At 67.4% G+C, this 16,710-nt stretch carries 16 protein-coding genes, 1 tRNA gene and 1 pseudogene; 2 read left to right on the forward strand and 16 right to left on the reverse strand.

The genetic code is table 11. From position 1 onward, the window contains the following. Positions 1-90: 90 nt before the first annotated feature. The 15 genes and pseudogenes from ACOYJQ_RS05920 to rplU all read right to left on the reverse strand — a co-directional run. Positions 91-1,008 carry an ABC transporter permease gene (locus ACOYJQ_RS05920; RefSeq protein ID WP_433457194.1) on the reverse strand — a complete coding sequence of 306 codons (918 nt, stop codon included), beginning with the start codon at positions 1,006-1,008 and terminating at the stop codon, positions 91-93. Next, entirely contained in the window at positions 1,008-2,069 is a 1,062-nt protein-coding gene (locus tag ACOYJQ_RS05925) for an ABC transporter permease (RefSeq protein ID WP_433457079.1), read from the reverse strand. The genes ACOYJQ_RS05920 and ACOYJQ_RS05925 overlap by 1 nt, the downstream gene beginning before the upstream one ends. Further along, positions 2,059-3,669, reverse strand: a complete 1,611-nt coding sequence (locus ACOYJQ_RS05930; protein ID WP_433457080.1) for an ABC transporter ATP-binding protein — start codon at positions 3,667-3,669, stop codon at positions 2,059-2,061. The genes ACOYJQ_RS05925 and ACOYJQ_RS05930 overlap by 11 nt, the downstream gene beginning before the upstream one ends. Positions 3,670-3,783: 114 nt before the next feature. After that, the gene (locus ACOYJQ_RS05935) at positions 3,784-4,335 is read right to left on the reverse strand and encodes an RNA pyrophosphohydrolase (RefSeq protein ID WP_433457081.1); all 552 of its coding nucleotides are present in this window, start codon (positions 4,333-4,335) and stop codon (positions 3,784-3,786) included. A gap of 122 nt (positions 4,336-4,457) precedes the next feature. Continuing rightward, a complete protein-coding gene (locus ACOYJQ_RS05940) occupies positions 4,458-5,867 on the reverse strand; it encodes a S41 family peptidase (protein ID WP_433457195.1) in 1,410 nt (469 codons plus the stop codon). Further along, positions 5,867-7,264: a murein hydrolase activator EnvC family protein gene (locus ACOYJQ_RS05945; protein WP_433457082.1), complete on the reverse strand. Its 1,398-nt coding sequence runs from the start codon at positions 7,262-7,264 to the stop codon at positions 5,867-5,869. Before ACOYJQ_RS05945 ends, ACOYJQ_RS05940 begins: the two co-directional genes overlap by 1 nt. Before the next feature lie 28 nt (positions 7,265-7,292). Continuing rightward, on the reverse strand, positions 7,293-7,772 hold the full coding sequence (gene rlmH, locus ACOYJQ_RS05950) for a 23S rRNA (pseudouridine(1915)-N(3))-methyltransferase RlmH (RefSeq protein WP_433457083.1): 480 nt from the start codon (positions 7,770-7,772) through the stop codon (positions 7,293-7,295). Positions 7,773-7,779: 7 nt separating this feature from the next. Then, the gene (gene rsfS, locus ACOYJQ_RS05955) at positions 7,780-8,106 is read right to left on the reverse strand and encodes a ribosome silencing factor (protein WP_433457196.1); all 327 of its coding nucleotides are present in this window, start codon (positions 8,104-8,106) and stop codon (positions 7,780-7,782) included. A gap of 289 nt (positions 8,107-8,395) precedes the next feature. Further along, positions 8,396-8,968 (reverse strand): nicotinate-nucleotide adenylyltransferase, encoded by a 573-nt coding sequence (locus ACOYJQ_RS05960; RefSeq protein WP_433457197.1) that lies wholly within the window; start codon positions 8,966-8,968, stop codon positions 8,396-8,398. Between the two features lie 65 nt (positions 8,969-9,033). Then, positions 9,034-10,275, reverse strand: a complete 1,242-nt coding sequence (locus ACOYJQ_RS05965) for a glutamate-5-semialdehyde dehydrogenase (RefSeq protein WP_433457198.1) — start codon at positions 10,273-10,275, stop codon at positions 9,034-9,036. A 214-nt stretch (positions 10,276-10,489) separates the two neighbouring features. Then, positions 10,490-11,665, reverse strand: coding sequence for a glutamate 5-kinase (gene proB / locus ACOYJQ_RS05970; protein ID WP_433457084.1), 1,176 nt, complete (start codon positions 11,663-11,665; stop codon positions 10,490-10,492). A 114-nt stretch (positions 11,666-11,779) separates the two neighbouring features. Continuing rightward, a complete protein-coding gene (gene obgE, locus ACOYJQ_RS05975; protein ID WP_433457085.1) occupies positions 11,780-12,817 on the reverse strand; it encodes a GTPase ObgE in 1,038 nt (345 codons plus the stop codon). Between the two features lie 155 nt (positions 12,818-12,972). Further along, positions 12,973-13,512 carry a GNAT family N-acetyltransferase gene (locus ACOYJQ_RS05980; protein ID WP_433457086.1) on the reverse strand — a complete coding sequence of 180 codons (540 nt, stop codon included), beginning with the start codon at positions 13,510-13,512 and terminating at the stop codon, positions 12,973-12,975. 407 nt (positions 13,513-13,919) lie between these two features. Next, positions 13,920-14,186, reverse strand: a complete 267-nt coding sequence (gene rpmA / locus ACOYJQ_RS05985) for a 50S ribosomal protein L27 (RefSeq protein WP_433457087.1) — start codon at positions 14,184-14,186, stop codon at positions 13,920-13,922. 227 nt (positions 14,187-14,413) lie between these two features. Then, positions 14,414-14,728: pseudogene (gene rplU / locus ACOYJQ_RS05990) on the reverse strand (50S ribosomal protein L21); the annotation flags it as partial. Positions 14,729-15,010: 282 nt separating this feature from the next. Between rplU and ACOYJQ_RS05995 the strand changes: the two are divergent. Together ACOYJQ_RS05995 and ACOYJQ_RS06000 are read left to right on the forward strand one after the other, a co-directional pair. Continuing rightward, positions 15,011-15,100, forward strand: a tRNA-Ser gene (locus ACOYJQ_RS05995). Positions 15,101-15,677: 577 nt separating this feature from the next. After that, complete coding sequence (locus tag ACOYJQ_RS06000) at positions 15,678-16,067, forward strand: barstar family protein (protein ID WP_433457088.1); 390 nt, start codon at positions 15,678-15,680, stop codon at positions 16,065-16,067. A gap of 68 nt (positions 16,068-16,135) precedes the next feature. Here ACOYJQ_RS06000 and ACOYJQ_RS06005 read toward each other — a convergent pair whose 3' ends face one another. After that, the gene (locus tag ACOYJQ_RS06005; protein WP_433457089.1) at positions 16,136-16,666 is read right to left on the reverse strand and encodes an N-acetyltransferase family protein; all 531 of its coding nucleotides are present in this window, start codon (positions 16,664-16,666) and stop codon (positions 16,136-16,138) included. Positions 16,667-16,710: the final 44 nt, after the last annotated feature.

A 16,710-nucleotide genomic window follows, 5' to 3' on the forward strand; every position in this document is an offset into this window, starting at 1 on the left:
AGAATCTATCGCCTTGATTTATAGAGAATTTCGCGCCCGCTTTGAACGGCAAAGCTTCATATGCGATGGCGTTAATTCGGGCACCGCGTCTCAGCAGGGCGCGCGAAAAGGCTTGCCGAGGTCCGCAGGCGCTCCCATTCCGCCGCGCCGCGCCTGCGCGCTGATGACGGTCAGCACCGCGACGGTGGCCAGATAAGGCAGCATCGAGAATACTTCCGACGGCAGGCCCCATGCGCCCTGCGCATGGAGCTGGAAAATGCCGACGCCGCCGAACAGATAAGCGCCCACGAGCGCCCGCCACGGCTTCCACGTCGAGAACACGACCAGCGCCAGCGCGATCCAGCCGCGCCCGGCCGTCATGCTCTCCATCCACATCGGCGTGTAGGAGAGCGAAAGGAAGGCCCCCGCCAGCCCCGCCATCGCGCCGCCGAACAGGCTCGCGGCGTAGCGGATGGCGACGACCGGATGGCCGAGCGCATGCGCCGCCTGGGCCGATTCCCCGACTGCCCGCAGTTTCAGCCCCGCATGCGTGCGGTTGAAAAACCACCACACGAGGGCCACCATGGCGACCGACAGGTAAACGAGGCCATCGTGGCCGAACAGCAGCGGCCCCGCGACCGGCAGATCCGACAGGCCGGAAACGGCGAGTTTCGGCAGCGCCGGCACCGGCTGGCCGACATAAGGCGCGCCGACGAGCGCGGAAAGGCCGATGCCGAAAATGGTCAGCGCCAGCCCCGCCGCCACCTGATTGGCGGCGAGCGTCAGCGTGAGAAAGGCGAACACCAGCGCCGTCAGCACCCCCGCCAGCGCCGCCGCCGCGATGCCGGCGGCGTGCGACCCCGTGACGAGCGCCGCCGCGAAGCCGGCCATCGCCCCCATCAGCATCATGCCCTCGATGCCGAGATTGAGCACGCCGGCGCGCTCCGCGACGATTTCGCCCGTCGCCGCCAGCAGCAGCGGCGTCGCGGCGCTGACGATGGCCACCATGATCGGGATGACGAGTTCGATCATGCCGCCCTCGCCAGCCGGACGCGGAAGCGCAACAGGCCGTCCGTCGCGAGCAGATAGAACAGCAGCATGCCCTGAAACACGCCCGTGGCCGCTTGCGGCAGTCCCGCGGCGATCTGCGCGTTTTCGCCGCCGATGTAGGTGAGCGCCATCAGCAGCGCGGCGAACACGATGCCGGGCGGGCTGAGGCGGCCGAGAAACGCCACGATGATGGCCGTGAAGCCGTAACCCGGCGTGAGCACCGGCACGAGCTGCCCGATCGGCCCCGCCGCCTCGAACGCGCCCGCAAGCCCCGAAACGCCGCCGCCGACCAGAAACGCCAGCCAAACCATGCGCCGCGCATCGAAACCCGCGAAACGGCCCGCCCGCGGCGCGTCGCCGATCACCGCGATCTCGAAGCCGATCGTCGTCCGCGTCATCACGAACCACGCCACGGCGGCCGCGACGAGCGCCACGAGCGCCCCGACATGCAGCCGCGTGCCCCCGATGAGGACCGGCAACAGCGCCGATTCCGAAAAGAGCCGCGTTTGCGGGTAGTTGAAGCCGTCCGGGTCCTTCCACGGTCCGAACACCAGCATTTGCAGGATCAGCGTGGCCACATAGGTGAGCATCAGGCTCGTGAGGATTTCGTTGACGCCGAAGCGCGTCCTCAGAAACGCGGGAATGGCGGCCCAGGCCATGCCGCCGGCAACCGACGCCAACGCCATGAGCGGCAGGATCCACCAGCCCGTCTCGTTCCAGAACGCCAGCGCCACGCCGCCCGCGGCAATGGCGCCGGCGACGAGTTGCCCCTCCGCGCCGATGTTCCAGACATTGGCGCGAAAGCCGATGGCGAGCCCGGTGGCGATCAGCGCCAGCGGCGCGCCCTTCACGCCGAGTTCCGTCAGGCTCTGGAAGCTCGTCAGCGGCGCGACGAGAAATTCATACAGCGTCCGCCCGGGATCGAGCCCGAGCAGCGCGAACAGCGCAAAACCCGAGGCGACGGTGAGCGCCACCGCCAGCAGCGGCGAAGCCACGGCAATCCACGGATTGTCGGGCCGGCGAACGAGTTCAAGCCGCATCGCGCCTGCCCCCGTCCGCGCCGCCCATCAGCAGGCCGATCTCCTGCGCCGTCACATCCGCCGTCATCAGCACCCGCGACAGCCGCCCGCCGCTGATGACGGCGATCCGGTCCGTCAGCGCCAGCAGTTCATCGAGATCCTGCGAGATCACCACGATGGCCGCGCCTTCGCGCGCGAGATCGGCAAGCGCCCCGCGGATCGCGGCGGCGGCGCCCGCGTCGACGCCCCATGTCGGTTGCGCCACGGCGAGCACGGCGGGGTTTTGCAGCACCTCCCGCCCCACGACGAATTTTTGCAGGTTGCCGCCCGACAGGCTCGCCGCCGGCGCATCGACGCCGAAGGTGCGCACATCGAACGCCGACACGATCCGGCGCGCGAACTCGCGCGCGGCGGCGCGGCTGACGATACCCGCGCGCGTCATGTCCCGGCGATGGCGCGCCGACAGCAGCGTGTTGGCGGCAAGGCTCATGCCGGGCACCGCGGCATGGCCGTTGCGCTCCTCCGGCAGCGTATGGAAGCCCGCGCGGCGGCGCGCCTGCGGCCCCCGATCGCCGAGCGGCTGCCCGTCGACGGCGATCACGGCGGCGCCCGGCGCGCGCCACTCGCCTGACAGCGCTTCCATCAATTCGTCCTGCCCGTTGCCGGCGATACCGGCGATGCCGAAAATCTCGCCCGGCCGCACCGCGAAGCGGATATCCCGCAGCGCCACGCCGAAAGCCTGTTCCGCCGGGCGTTCCAGCCCCGCGACCGACAGACGCGCAACCGCATCGGGCATGGGCGCGCGCGGCGTCCGCTTCACGGCGCGCAACTGCGTGCCGATCATCATTTCCGCCATCGACCGGGCCGTCTCACGGGCGGGATCGCAGGTCGCGACGACCTTTCCCGCCCGCAACACGGTGGCACGCCGGCACAGCGCCCGGATTTCGTCCAGCCTGTGGCTGATATAGAGAATGGAGCAGCCCTCGTCCGCCAGCCGCCGCAGGGTGCCGAACAGCACTTCCGCCTCCTGCGGAGTGAGCACGGATGTCGGCTCGTCCATGATGAGCAGGCGCGGACCTTGCAACAGGCAGCGGACGATCTCGACGCGCTGGCGCTCGCCCATGGAGAGCGTGCCGACGACGCGGCCGGGATCGAGCGGCAGGCCGTAACTGTCGGATATGGCGGCGATGCGCTGCGCAAGCCCGCGCCGATCCTGTGCGCCGTCGAGACCGAGCGCGATGTTTTCCGCCACCGTGAAGGCGTCGAACAGCGAAAAATGCTGGAACACCATGCCGATGCCCAGCCGCCGCGCCTCGCGCGGATCGCCGGGGCTCACGACCGCGCCGTCCCAGCGAATCACGCCCGCATCGGGCCGCAGCAGGCCGTAGATGATTTTCACCAGCGTGCTCTTGCCCGCGCCGTTCTCGCCGACAAGCGCATGAATCTCGCCGGGTTCGACCGAGAACGAAACATCCTCGTTCGCCACCACCGCGCCGAATCGCCTGGTGATGCCGGCAAGGGCAAGACGGGGATGAACGGCAGGCATGAGGATGGGCGCTTCCAGAAGTTGAACGAGACCGGCGGCCCATCTTGCCGATGCGCCCGCGCCCGCCTCCGCCAAGGAAAGCGCTCCGCCGGAAACGTCACGCACGACGCCCGCCGACGGCGCATCCTTCATCGAAGAGAGCGACGCGGGGCTCCCTTAGCACGAATCCCGCGTAAAACAGAGTCGCGATCAGCCGCGCCCCTTCGTCAGCACCTCGAAGCAGGCGACAACCTGTTCGTAAACCTGCCGCTTGAAGGGCACGATCAGCTCCGGCAGGCGATACGCCTCTTCCCAGCGCCATTCATCGAACTCGGGCGGCACCGTGCCGTCGCCGGGGTGCAGCACGTCGATCTCGGATTCGTCGCCCGTGAAGCGCATGGCGAACCATTTCTGTTTCTGCCCGCGATACTTGCCCTTGAGCGCGACGCCGATGTCGTGTTCCGGCAGGTCGTAGGTCAGCCAGTCCGGCGTCTGCGCCAGCACCCTCACGGAACGGACGTTGGTTTCCTCGTAGAGTTCGCGCCGCGCCGCCTCCAGCAGGTCCTCGTCCTTGTCGACGCCGCCCTGCGGCATCTGCCAGACATAGGCCGGCGACACGGAACCCTCGGCGACATCGCCCTTGCGGCGCGAGCCAATGAACACCCTGCCGGCATCGTTGAGCAGCATCACGCCCACGCATGCACGATAGGGCAGGTCTTCCGCCCGAACCTTCTTGCGTAAATGAATGACCTTGTCCGACATGACGCCGCCCCGCCCGCTACACAGCCGCTCACACGCGCGGGAGACTACCCGCAAACGCCCCCACGGAAAAGGCCGCCCTTGCGGGAAGGGCGGCCGAAAAGCGGCCTTTGTCCGGGAAAGTCCTACTTCGTGTCCTTTTTGGCGCTCTCGTCCTTCCTGTCGGTCAGATTGGCGGCCGATTCGGTTTTCTTGCTCGGGATGAGCGCCGGATTGTCGATGCCGCGCAGCAGATCGTAGGCGGCGTTGAGCTGCGTATCCTGCGCCGGGTCGGTGGGAACATAAGCGGAGGAGCCCGCCGCGTTCTCGTCCTTGTCGCCCTCGGCCTTGACATCCTGTTCGGCGGCGGTGTTCTCGCCGTTCTTCAGATGGCCGCGCAGGCCAGCCTCGCCCCGGATCTGATCCTTGCCCTTGAGATCGTCCGGGATGACTTCCTCGATGACGAAATCGGGCTCGATCCCCTTGGCCTGGATGGAGCGGCCGGAGGGCGTGTAGTAGCGGGCCGTGGTCAGGCGCAGCGCCCCGTTCTGGCCGAGCGGGATGATGGTCTGCACCGATCCCTTGCCGAACGAGCGGGTGCCGATGAGCTTGGCGCGCTGATGATCCTGAAGCGCGCCCGCGACGATTTCCGACGCCGAGGCGGAACCGCCGTTGATCAGCACCACGAGCGGCTTGCCCTTGGCGATGTCGCCCGTGCGCGCGTTGAAGCGCTGCGTCTCATCGGTGTTGCGCCCGCGCGTGGACACGATCTCGCCGCGTTCCAGGAACGCATCGGACACCAGCACCGCCTGATCGAGCAGCCCGCCGGGGTTGTTGCGCAGGTCGATGACGAAGCCTTTCAGCTTGTCGGCGGGAATGTCCTTGCTCAGCTTCTCGACGGCGTTGTTGAGATTGTCGAACGTCTGCTCGTTGAACTGGGTGACGCGCAGATAGCCGATGTCGTCCTTGTTCTCGAAGCGCACGGAGCGGATGCGGATGATGTCGCGCTTGAGCTTGACCTCGAGCGGATCGGTGCGCCCGGTGCGCTGGATCTTGAGCGTCACCTCGGAATCGACCGCGCCGCGCATCTTCTCGACCGCCTGGTTGAGATTGAGCCCCTGCACCGGCTCGCCGTCGATGGCCACGATGAGATCGTTGGCCAGGATGCCGGCGCGGGCGGCCGGCGTCTCGTCGATGGGGCTCACGACCTTGACGAGGCCGTCCTCCATCGTCACCTCGATCCCGAGCCCGCCGAAGGAGCCGCGCGTCTGCACCTGCATGTCGCGGTAGCTCTTGGCGTCCATGTAGCTGGAATGCGGATCGAGCGAGGAGAGCATGCCGGAAACGGCCGATTCGATCAGCTTGCTTTCGTCCGGCCGCTCAACATAGTCGCTGCGCACCTTGTCGAACACATCGCCGAACAGGGTGAGCTGTCGATAAGTATCGACGGAGGCGGCGATGGCGCTTGTACCGGAGAACAGGCGCGATTGCGTGCCAACAAGCGCCACGCCCGCGCCAAGGAGGGCGCCCGCCACCACGAGAGAAATCTTGCGCATCATCCGCGAACCTTTTCGCCCTTCGCCTTCGCCCACCACGGCGACGGATCGATCGATCCGCCGTCCTTGCGAAACTCAACATACAGAATGGGGCCCGTGGCGCCACCGAGAAATGTGCTGGCGCCCGCAAGGGCTCCGGCTCCCGCCGGCGATCCCGCCCCCGCAGACGTTTCCTTGCCCATCAGCCCGACAGGCTCGCCCGCAAGCACGAATTGTCCCAACGCCACGTTGATCCGCTCCATGCCCGCCAATAATACATAATATCCCTCGCCCGCGTTGATGATCAAGAGCTGACCGAAGGACCGGAACGGGCCGGAATAGACGATCCATCCGTCGGTGGGCGACGAGATGACGGCTTCCGCCCGCGTCGCGACGGAAATGCCGTCGGCCACGCCGCCGAAGCCGTCCGGGGCGCCGAAGGCGCGGACAACCTCGCCGCGCGCCGGAAAAGGCAGGAGCCCCAACGCTTTCGCGAAGGAAATCTTGGGTTCGAGCCGCGCCGGATCGCCGAAGGGAGCAGCGGCGAGCCTGTCTTCCACCGCCTTGTCGCGCGCGCGCGCGGCTTCCGCCGCTTCCTCGGCAGCGTTGCGGGCGGCTGTGATCTCGCGCTCCATGCGGCCGATCAAATCCTTGAGACTTTCCGTCCGGCTGGCGAGATCGGCGACCTGCGCGCTCTGGCCGGCGTCGATCTTCTCCACCTCGCTGATGCGGCGCTGGCGCTCTTCCATCAGCGCGGCCAACCTGTCCTGCTCGCCGTTGAGGGTCCGGATATCCGCCTTGAGCGCCTCGCGGTCGCTGGCGATCTGCTGGCGCAGGCGCGCGAGTTCCGCAAGGTCGGAAGCGAGCGCCTCCGCTTCCGCCCGCAGTTCCGGCACCGTCGCGCCCAGCATGATCGCGGTGCGCACGGCGCGCAGCACGTCCTCGGGCGCCACGAGCACGGCGGGCGGCGGGTGGCGGCCCATGCGTTGCAAGGCGGCGAGCACCTCGGCGATGACGTCCCGGCGGCTCTCCAGCGACTGGCGGATGGCCTGCTCGCTCCCGTCCAGCGTCGCGAGCCGCTGCTCGATGGCGGACACGCGCTCCTCCGCCGCGCCGATGCGCCGGGTGGTCTCCAGCAGGATGCGGTTCAGTTCGGCGCGGTCCTTGCTCAGGCCCTCGATCTCGGCGCGCAGCGCATCGCGCCGCGCCGCGCGGGCGGCAAGATCGGCCTCCATCGCCTCGAGTTCCTGCTGGCGCCGACGCCGGTCCGCCTCCGCATCGGCCCATGATTGCGCCGACGATTGCGCCGAAGCGCCGGCCGGCGCAGCAGCCGGCTGCTGCGCGCGCGCAGGGATGCCTGCGGCGAGCGCGACGGCACACACCAGCAAACCGCCAAACCGCTGAAAAGGAAAAGCCATCTGCGCCTTGCAACACATCGACGGGGCGTCAAACGCGGTGATAGGGGTGGCCCGCGAGAATCGTCAGGCAACGATATACCTGCTCAAGCACCAGCGCACGCACAATCTGGTGAGGCATCGTCAGCGCCCCGAAAGACAGCACGAGCGAGGCCCGTTCGCGCACGGCGGCGTCAAGCCCGTCCGGCCCGCCCACGATCAGGTTGACACCCGCCTCGCCGGCGTCCCGCCAGCCGGAAAGCCTGCGGGCGAAATCGGCGCTGGACAGATTGGCCCCGCGTTCGTCGAACGCCACGATCACGCCGGACGCGCAACGCGCCAGCAGCGCCGCGCCCTCCTCCGCCTTGCGCTGGTCCGCATGGCGGGCGTTGCTCTCGGGAAGCTCCGGCAGGTCGATGGCACCGAAGCCGAGCGTGCGGGCGAGCGGCACGGCGCGTTCATGATAACGCTCGACAAGCGACCTTTCGGGACCGGCCTTCAGCCGCCCGACCGACAGAACGGTAATACGCACGGCCCGCTCAACTGTCCCGCGGTTCCTTGGGCCGGTCGGCGCTCCAGATCTTCTCCAGATTGTAGAAGCCGCGCACCTCGGGCCGGAAGACATGCACGATGACATCGCCCACGTCGATCAGCACCCAGTCGCAAGCCGGCACGCCCTCGACACGCACGGGCCCGAAGCCCGCATCCTTGAGGGCGGTGACGACCTTCTCGGCGATCGCGCCGACGTGCCTGTCGGAACGGCCCGAGGCGACGAGCATCGTATCGGCGATGGTGGTGCGGCCGACGAGATTGATCTCGACGATATCCTCCGCCTTCATGTCCTCAAGCTGACCGCGTGCGATCAGCGCCGCCGCGCCGTCGGACGCCTGATCGAGCGGCGCCGGCGAGGCGCCATGTTCCGAAATCTGGCTCAGTGCCCGTTCCTCACACTAGCGCATCAAGCCGGGAATCCGCGTCCGCTTCGGCCCGATGCATCAACAAACAAATCCTGCGGATGAACAGGCCGGAAACGACAGCCCCGCGGCGCTCATCCTCGCATCTTCGATCAAGATAGTCGCAGGCGACCCGCGCTTCAACGGCAACGAACGCCCGATCCCGCAAATCCGCGGGGAAAAGGCCGCCGTACTTGCCTGCTTACGGCGCGGCCTCCTGCGCCGCGCGCAGCATGGTGGAAGACAGCGGCGATCGCGGGCCGTGCAGAAACACCCAGGCCGGCAGACGCGCGCCGGCAAGCAGGCCCGCTTCCGTCTCCGCGAATCGATAGCGGGCGAGCGCCGTCGCCGCTCTCGATCGCGCCGCCTTCAGGGTGGAGCCCGGACGGTCGATGACCGCGAGCGGCACGAGGCGCGCGATGTCGCGCCAGCGCTGCCAGCGGTGAAACCCGGCGAGGTTGTCGGCGCCCATGATCCAGACGAAATCCACCTCCGGGCAGCGGCGCGCGAGCCAGTCGATCGTGTCGAAGGTGAACTGCGTCTCGATCTCGGCCTCGAAGCCGGTGATGTCGATGCGCGGATGGCGCGTCAGCGCGCGGGCGGCCGCCATCCGCTTCGCCTGCGGCGGCAACGCGGAATTGTCCTTGAGCGGATTGCCCGGCGTGACGATCCACCACACGCGGTCGAGTTGCAGGCGCTTCAGCGCGATCAGGCTCGCAAGGCGATGGCCGGCGTGCGGCGGGTTGAAGGAACCGCCGAACAGTCCGATGCGCATGCCCGGCGCGTGCGGCGGCAACGCCGGCGCATGCCGTTTCAGCGATCCCGCCGCGCTCTTGTCCGTCAAGGCCGCGTCTGCCCGTTGCCGTGCAGGCGGTATTTGAACGACGTCAGTTGTTCCACGCCCACGGGGCCGCGCGCGTGCATGCGCCCTGTCGCGATGCCGATCTCGGCGCCGAAGCCGAACTCGCCGCCGTCCGCGAACTGGGTCGAGGCGTTATGCGCCACGATGGCGGAATCGACCTCGCGCTGGAAGCGCGCCGCCGCTTCCCTGTCCTGCGTGATGATCGAATCGGTATGGTGCGAGCCGTATGTCTCGATATGGTCGATGGCCTGCGACAGATCGTCGACCACGCGCACGGAAATGATGGCGTCCTCGTATTCGGTGCGCCAGTCCTCCTCGGTCGCGGGCTTCACGCGCGCGTCCGCCGCCTGCGTCCGCGCGTCGCCGCGCACCTCGCAGCCCGCTTCGATCAGCGCTTCCACCAGCGGCTTCAGATGCGTATCCGCCACCGCCCGGTCGACGAGCAGCGTCTCGGCCGCGCCGCAGATGCCGGTGCGGCGCATCTTGGCGTTGATCAGCACCTTGCGCGCCATGTCGAGATCGGCTTGCGCATGCACGAACACATGGCAGATGCCGTCGAGATGCGCGAACACCGGCACGCGCGCCTCCGCCTGCACCCGCGCCACGAGGCCCTTGCCGCCGCGCGGCACGATGACATCCACGTTCCCGTCGAGCCCGCCGAGCAGCAGCCCCACGGCCTCGCGGTCGCGCACCGGCACGAGCTGCACGGCGTCGCCGGGCAGGCCGGCGCTCTCGAGTCCGGCGCGCAGCGCCGCGACCAGCCGTTGCGCCGAGCGGAAGCTCTCGGAGCCCGCGCGCAGGATGGCGGCGTTGCCCGCCTTCACGCACAGCGCGCCCGCGTCGGCGGCCACGTTCGGCCGGCTCTCGAAGATCACGCCGATCACGCCGAGCGGCACGGAAACGCGCTCGATGACGAGGCCGTTGGGGCGCTCGAAAGTCGCCAGCACCCGCCCGACCGGGTCGGGCAGCCCGGCGACGAGTTCCACCGCCTGCGCGATGGCTTCCACGCGGGCGGGCGTGAGTTGCAGGCGGTCGACGAACGCGGCCGGGCGGCCGGCGGCGCGCGCGTCGGCCACATCCTCGGCATTGGCGGCGATGATCGCCTCGGCATCGGCGCGAATCGCACGCGCGGCGCCCTCGAGCGCCGCGATCTTGTCGGCGTCGGAGGCGAGCGCCAGCGTGCGGGCGGCCCTGCGGGCACGCCGGCCGATGTCGGACATCAGCGCCGAAAGCGGCGCAGGCGCGTTCGCTTGCGCGCCCGCAGGCGTGCCCTGCCCTTCGTTTCGCTTCTCCGCGTCCGCGGCCAGATCCGCCATGGTCATGCTCCTCCAACGGGCAAATGCCCCGATGTCAAATGCCCCAACGTCATGCGACGATACCATTATTGTCTACGCAAGCGGCAACCGCGGTCAAGCGCGGCGGCCGTCATGCCTGTCATTCGCCTTCGGGCACCTCGCTGCCGAAGACGACGAGATCGTCCCGGTGCACGATGGTGGCCCGGCCGCCGTGGCCGAGCAGCGTCTCGATATCCTGCGTCGAATGGCCGGCGATCAGCCCCGCCTCGTCGGCATCGTAGCCGACGAGCCCGCGGCCGACTTCCCGCCCGTCCGGCCCGCGGATGGAAATCGCGTCGCCGCGATGGAACGCGCCCTCGATGCGCCGCACGCCGGCCGGCAGCAGACTCGCGCCCCGGCGCAACGCGCGTTCCGCGCCGGCGTCGACATGCAGGGTGCCCAGCGGCAGCAAGGTGCCGGCGATCCACTTCTTGCGCGCCGTCACCGGATTCGACGGCGACAGGAACCACGTGCAGCGCCCGCCGTTCATCACCGTGCCGAGCGGTCCCTCGACGCGCCCGTCCGCGATGACCATGCACGCGCCGCCGGCGGTGGCGATCTTGCCGGCCTCCACCTTGGTGCGCATGCCCCCGCGCGACAGTTCCGACGCCGCGCCGCCCGCCATCGCCTCGATCTCGGGCGTGATGTGGGTGACGAGCGGGATGTGGCGCGCATGCGGATTGCCGACCGGCGGCGCGGTATAGAGTCCGTCGACGTCGGACAGCAGCACCAGCGCATCCGCCCCCACCATGGTCGCGACGCGCGCGGCCAGCCTGTCGTTGTCGCCGTAGCGGATTTCGCTGGTGGCGACCGAATCGTTCTCGTTGATGATCGGCACCGCACCGAGTTCGAGCAGCTTGCCGATGGTGGCGCGGGCGTGCAGGTAGCGCCGGCGCTGCTCGGTGTCGGAAAAGGTCAGCAGGATCTGGCCGGCGACGATCTCGTGGATGGCGAGCGCCTCCGTCCACCGGCGCGCCAGCGCGATCTGCCCCACGGCCGCCGCCGCCTGGCTTTCCTCCAGCTTCAGCGGTCCCGGCGGCAGCCGCAGCACGGTGCGCCCCAGCGCGATGGCGCCGGAGGAGACGACGATCACCTCCGCCCCGCGCTCGTGCAGCCGCGCGATATCCTGCACCAGCGCCGCGAGCCAGCTACGCTTGAGGCGCCCCCGCTCGCGGTCCACCAGCAGGGACGAGCCCACCTTGACGACGATGCGGCGGAACTGCGCCAGTTCCGGCACCTGCCGGGCCGATGCGGGGATGACGGAACAATCGGTCATGATACTCATTCGGGCGAGAGACGACGCGCGAAATACTTAACCGTTATGCGCGCGCGGGAAAAGACGAGGCCATATGCGGCAGCGGCAGGGCTGGCGCGCGATAACCGACGAAACTTACGGCTGCCAGTCGGCCGGCGGTCCTTCAAGCTCCTGCTCTTCCTCCCGCGCGGCGCGGATGATGTCGGCCACCCGGCGCAGCGCCGCTTCCACGCCCTCGCGCGATGCGGACGACAGCATCAGCGGCGTCTGGCCCGCCGCCTGCCCCAGTTCCTCCGCGCGCTCCCGCCGCGTTTCATCGTCGAGCGCATCGATCTTCGACAGCGCCACGACCTCCGGCTTGTCGGCGAGACCGCCGCCGTAAGCCTCGATCTCCGCGCGGATCGTCTCGTAAGTGCCGGCGACGTCCTCGCTCGTGCCGTCGACGAGATGCAACAACACGCGGCAGCGCTCGACATGGCCGAGAAAGCGGTCGCCCAGCCCGGCACCCATGTGCGCGCCTTCGATCAGCCCCGGAATATCGGCAAGCACGAACTCGCGCCCGTCGATGCCCACGACGCCGAGGTTGGGATGCAGCGTGGTGAAGGGATAATCGGCGATCTTGGGTTTCGCAGCGCTCACCGCCGCAAGGAACGTCGATTTGCCCGCGTTCGGCAGGCCGACGAGGCCCGCGTCGGCGATCAGCTTCAGGCGCAGCCAGATCCACATCTCGACGCCCGGCAAGCCGGGGTTGGCGTGGCGGGGCGCCTGATTGGTCGAGGACTTGAAATAGGCGTTGCCGAAGCCGCCGTTGCCGCCGCGCGCCAGCACCACACGCTGCCCGACCTCGGTGAGATCCGCAAGCAGCGTCTCGTTGTCCTCCGCGAAGATCTGCGTGCCGGCCGGCACCTTGAGCACCGCATCCGGGCCGCGCGCGCCGGTGCGGTTCTTGCCCATGCCGTGCTGGCCGGGCCGGGCCTTGAAATGCTGCTGGTAGCGATAATCGATCAGCGTGTTAAGGCCGTCGACGCACTCCACCACGACATCGCCGCCGCGCCCGCCGTCACCGCCGTTGGGGCCGCCGAACTCGATGAACTTCTCACGCCGAAACGAGACGCAGCCCGCGCCGCCGTCGCCGGAGCGCACATAAACCTTTGCCTGATCAAGAAACTTCATCGCCTGTTCCGCACCCGCGCCGGACGCGATCTTCAGCGCCCCGCCTCTTCAAAAACCGAACGCCGCCGGGAGACCGTCCCGGCGGCTCATTAGTCCGACCGCCCCCGAGCCCGCGACCCGGACGATGCCGCCCGATCGACGCTCCCGAGAACGCTCTATGCGGCAAGCCCGCGCGCATGCCGCTCGCGCCCGAGCACCGTTTCGTAATAGGGCATCGGCCGTCCGTGCGGCCGGGAGAAGCGCAGCGTATCGCCCACGACGACGAAGCCGAGCTTTTCCTGCACCCGGAGCGAGGCCGCGTTGCCCGCGAACACGCCCGATATCACATGCAGGACGCCGCTTCGCGCGAAGAACGCATCGACGAAAGCCTCCGTCGCCTCGCTCATCAGCCCCCTGCCCCAATAAGGCTCGCCAAGCCAGTATCCGAGGCTGTAGGCGCCGTCCCGCGGATGCAGCGCGATCACGCCGCACGGCGCGCCGTTGCAGACGATGGTGTAATTGGCGCTCACGCCCGCATCGTTTTCTTCCGCCGCGCGCGCCACATAGCCCTCGACATCCGCCGGCGCCAACGGCCAGGGAACGGGCGCGAGCCACCGCACCACATTCCATGTCTCCAGCGCGAAAAGCGCCTGCGCGTCATCCGCCCTGACCGGCCTCAGCAGCAACCGGCCGGTTCTCACCGCCTCGCTCAGCATAGCCCCTGCCTCCCCGCTCTCGCCGACAGATACGCCCGCATGCGGACGTCTGCGAGATAGCGTGCACATGCGGCGCGTTCCGCAGATGCACGCACGGGAAGGTGTTTGAGCCCTTGGCCGCCGTGAAGCGACAGGCCCGGAACGAATCGCCATACGCGACCGGCGGCCGCGCCCTGCGCGATACCCGTCGTGCGGGCAAGGGCGGCAATGGCTTTGGCGATCATGGTGCGAATGGTCATCTGCGTGCTCCGGTCCTGCGGCCCGGCATCCGCCGGGCCAAGAAACGACAAAGGGGGAAATGGTATCCCATTTCCCCCGTCAACCGGATTGCGCGCCGACACATGCCGCCCTCCGCCGGGGTCAAGGGATACCGGCGAAAGCTCTTTGTCGGACAGCTTTCGCCTTGTTTACTCTGCTGCTTCCTGCACCGCCTCGACGCGCACATAGGCGCGCCCGAGCCGCGTCAGGAACTCCACGCGCCCCTCGACGAGAGCGAAGAGCGTATGATCCTTGCCGATGCCGACGTTGTCGCCCGGATGAACCTTCGTGCCGCGCTGGCGCACGATGATGTTGCCCGGAATGACAGCCTCGCCGCCATATTTCTTCACACCGAGGCGGCGACCGTCTGAATCGCGCCCGTTGCGGGACGAGCCGCCCGATTTCTTATGAGCCATGACTGAACTCCCAATATCCTGATCAAATGCGGCGCCCGGATGTCATGCGATGGTCGCGACAGCTCCGGCGCACCGGGAAAACGATGATCCGCGCCTGAGCAGCTTCGTTCGACCGAAATCGGAAACCCGCTCGAGCCGCGTGTTCGGCGCACTTACTCCGCGGCGACCGGAGCGGCTTCGGCCGGCTCGGCCTTCGCAGGCTTTTCGGGGCGCGGAAGCGCCTTGCCCGCAACGAGAATATCGGTGATGCGCACGACCGTGAACGCCTGACGGTGGCCGCGCTTGCGCTTGGAATTCTGCCGGCGGCGCTTCTTGAACGCGATGACCTTCTTGCCGCGCGTCTGCTCCACCACCTCGGCCGCGACCGATGCATCGGCGACGACCGGCGCGCCGACCTCGATGCCGTCCGCGCCTTTGGAGAGCACCAGCACGTCGTCGAACGTCACGGCCGCGCCGGCTTCGAGATCCAGCTTCTCGACGGCGATCACATCATCCGCCGCGACGGTATATTGCTTGCCACCAGTCCTGATGACTGCGAACATCTTTTTTATCCTGTGTTCCGAACCCCTCTTGCCGGCGCCGGCACGGCCTTTGCGACCGGAGCCATCGTGCGACAGAGCGGCTTTTTGTCAGTTATGCAAGAACGCTCGGGCGCCAGGCCGGAATCGCCGACGCCTCAGGTTCTCAATGAATGCGGCAGGTACCACATTGAAGCTTTCTGCGTAATCGTGCATGCGGAAATTGTCAACGAACAATCCCGAAAATCGGCGCGAAACCCTCTTGATCTTCGGCGCGACTCGGCTATTAAGAGCATCACCGCGAGCGGAGAGGTGGCAGAGTGGTTGAATGCACCGCACTCGAAATGCGGCATGGGGGCAACTCCATCGGGGGTTCAAATCCCTCCCTCTCCGCCATTTGCATTCCTTCAACGTATTGAAAAAATGCGACAATTTCCCAAGCGATACCAATTCTAGCCCAACCGCAACCCTCACGGCGACGGCCGCTGCCGCCTTTCAGCGGATCGAAGTAGGGGCGCGGCAGTGACGATCACGCCTGAAACCGTCGTCGCCTTCATCGGCGGGTGCGTGCTCTATGTCATCTGGCATGAATGGTCGAGACGCCGCCGGTGAAGGCCACAGCGACCGAAACGGAAAAGAGGCGGCCGGACGGCGCCCTCATGAGTTATGCCCGCGCCGTCAGGGCGACGGGCGTTATACGGCCAAGGACGGATCGCCACAGCGGCGCTGGGCGTCAGCCCCCTGCGAGGAAGTTGCCTATTTGCCGGTAACGATCTCGATATCGCGCACCGTTCCGCCTGCTTCGACGCACCGGAGCGTTACATCCCCTCTGGAATGCCGACGGCAGCCGCCACTGAAAACAGGAGCCAAGCCGCTTTCATGTTTCTGCTCTCCCGCATATAAATCTGCAAGGGGGCGATGGCGCAGGGATCGCTCTCCACTCTCCTTCGCCGTCGCTTGCCCTTAAGGTTCGATGAAAACGCTTACCATTGACGGTGACAAAATCACCGACATTCCGTCGTTCTACGACGAGATCAACCATGTATTCATGGCTGACGAAGACTGGAAACTCGCTCCAAGTCTCGATGCGCTGGACGATATGCTGTACGGCTCTTACGGTGCTGCTGCGGGCGATGCGCCGGTAGGGCTCGTCTGGAAGAACATGGAAAAGAGCCGCAATGCGCTCGGCTTCGAGGCAACGAAGCAATTTTATGCGCACAAGCTGGAGAGACCCGAGATGTTCGACGCCGCCCAGGTAAACCGGCGTCTGGCCGAGCTCGAAAGCGGCGCGGGTCCCACATATTTTGAGATCGTGCTGGAGATCATTGCAAGCCATCCGCGCATTCGATTGGTGGCCGGCTGACCGAGCCCGTTTTCCCCGGTGAGATAACCTTATACAGGCGGCGACGGGCAGCGCGAAGATGAACAGGGTCATTGCTCCCGCCGGGGTTCGTCGGGGACGGTGCGCGCATCAAGCGTGAGCTGGAGAAACGCGAGATCGAGCCATGCGCCAAACTTCGTACCGACCTCTTTCAGATGCCCGACATGCTTGAAGCCGAGCCTTTCATGCAGCCGGATTGATCCGGTGTTCCCGGCTTCGATACCGGCCACCATCACGTGCTTGCCGATGCTCTTCGCACGCTCGATGAGAGCTGTCATGAGGGCCTTACCGATGCCGTTTCCGCGCTGATCGGCGCGGACATAGATGGAATGCTCAACGGTGTGCCGATAGCCGTCCCACGCGCGCCAATCCCCGAAGGAAGCGCAACCCAGAACGCCGCCGCTGTCGTCTACCGCGACAAGCACGGGATAGCCCGCCCGTTGCCTGTCGGTGAGCCAGGTCAGGCGGTTCGCGGCATCGATCTTCCTTTCGTTCCAGATAGCCGTCGTGTGCTCTATGGCGTCGTTGTAAATCGCCGTGATTCCTTCAATGTCGGCCGTGCCTGCGTCGCGGATTTCCATCCTGCCCGTCCTTTCGTATCACTATGAAAGCACGATTTGTATAA

Origin of the sequence: Pseudochelatococcus sp. (assembly GCF_050946405.1) — a bacterium.
Classification (GTDB): domain Bacteria; phylum Pseudomonadota; class Alphaproteobacteria; order Rhizobiales; family Beijerinckiaceae; genus Pseudochelatococcus.